At 64.6% G+C, this 1,502-nt stretch carries 1 protein-coding gene; it reads left to right on the forward strand.

Annotated elements, in window-relative coordinates:
- Positions 1-52 precede the first annotated feature (52 nt).
- The gene (locus EN994_RS30920; protein ID WP_127308122.1) at positions 53-1,294 is read left to right on the forward strand and encodes an acyl-CoA dehydrogenase family protein; all 1,242 of its coding nucleotides are present in this window, start codon (positions 53-55) and stop codon (positions 1,292-1,294) included.
- Positions 1,295-1,502: the final 208 nt, after the last annotated feature.

Raw genomic sequence — 1,502 nt, forward strand, 5'->3', positions numbered from 1 at the left:
GTCATCCTTGCCACTGACAAAATGCCTGGCGTGTATGAAGGGTTAGCGACCGATGACGGAGATGAAGCTCGGCATGACCGAGCGGCTGAAGCCAATCCACGCGCGCGTCGCGGCCATGGTGCGCGACGAGATCATGCCGCTCGACCATGAATTCCTCAGCGAAGTGGGCAAGGCAGGCAGCCGCTGGGTCTACAGTGCGCGTCAGAGCGAGATCCTCGAAGGGCTGAAGAAGACCGCAAGAGAGCGCGGCCTGTGGAATTTCTGGCTGACCGGCTCGGAACGCGGCTATGGCCTTTCCACTGTCGAATACGCCTATCTGGCCGAAGAGATGGGCAAGGCGCATCTCGGCGCCGAGACCTTCAACTGCTCGGCGCCCGACACCGGCAACATGGAGGTGCTGGAGCGATACGGCTCGGCCGACCACAAGAAAGCATGGCTGGAACCGCTGCTCGACGGCAATATCCGCTCGGCCTATCTGATGACCGAGCCGGATGTCGCTTCATCCGATGCCACCAACATTGCCATGCGTTGTGAACGCCACGGCGGCGACTATGTGCTCAATGGCGAGAAATGGTGGGCTTCGGGCGCCGGCGATCCGCGCTGCGCCATCTACATCGTCATGGTCAGGACCGGGGGCGATGACGAGCCGCAGCACCGCCGCCATTCGATGATCCTGGTGCCATCAGACACCAAAGGCGTGACCAAGGTGCGGGCCATGCAGGTCTATGGCGATGACGACGCGCCGCATGGCCACATGCATCTTCGCTTCGACAATGTGCGCGTACCGGCGTCGAACCTGATCCTCGGCGAGGGCAGGGGGTTCGAGATCGCGCAAGGGCGGCTCGGTCCCGGCCGCATCCACCACTGCATGCGCGCCATCGGACAGGCCGAGATGGCGCTCGAGATGCTGTGCCAGCGTTCCGTGCGCCGCGAGGCCTTCGGCCAGAAGCTGGCAAAGCTCGGCGCCAATTTCGACATCATCGCCGAATGCCGCATGGAGATCGAGATGGCGCGGCTGCTCTGCCTCAAGGCGGCGTGGATGATCGACCAGGGCGATGCGCGGGCCGCTGCTCCCTGGATCAGCCAGATCAAGGTGGTCGCACCGCGCGTCGCGCTCAAGGTCACCGACGAGGCGGTGCAGATGTTCGGCGCGCAAGGCATCAGCCAGGACACACCGCTGGCGCGGTCGTGGACGCATCTGCGGACCTTGCGCCTTGCCGACGGGCCGGACGCCGTGCATCGCCGTCAGGTGGCGCGGACGGAGTTGAGGAAATACACGCAGGAGAAGGTTTGAGCGCCGGCATCGTCATGCGGGCGCGACTCGAGGCTCGAGCGAGGAGTGTTCCGATGACCGTCCCATCCGAAATGAAGGCGCTGCTGCTTGTCGGCGATGGCTACACCAGGACGCGGAGCGGCAGTGTGCTGGAGGCGATGGAGCCCTATCTCGAGCCGGGCAGCATCGCGGTGCCGACACCGGGCCCCAGCCAGGTGCTGATCAAGGT

Origin of the sequence: Mesorhizobium sp. M7A.F.Ca.CA.002.09.1.1 (genome assembly GCF_003998555.1) — a bacterium.
Lineage (GTDB): Bacteria > Pseudomonadota > Alphaproteobacteria > Rhizobiales > Rhizobiaceae > Mesorhizobium > Mesorhizobium ciceri.

Excerpts from the sequence above, each read along its gene's own strand:
- EN994_RS30920 (WP_127308122.1), top strand. The coding sequence starts at position 53 with ATGACGGAGATGAAGCTCGGCATGACCGAGCGGCTGAAGCCAATCCAC.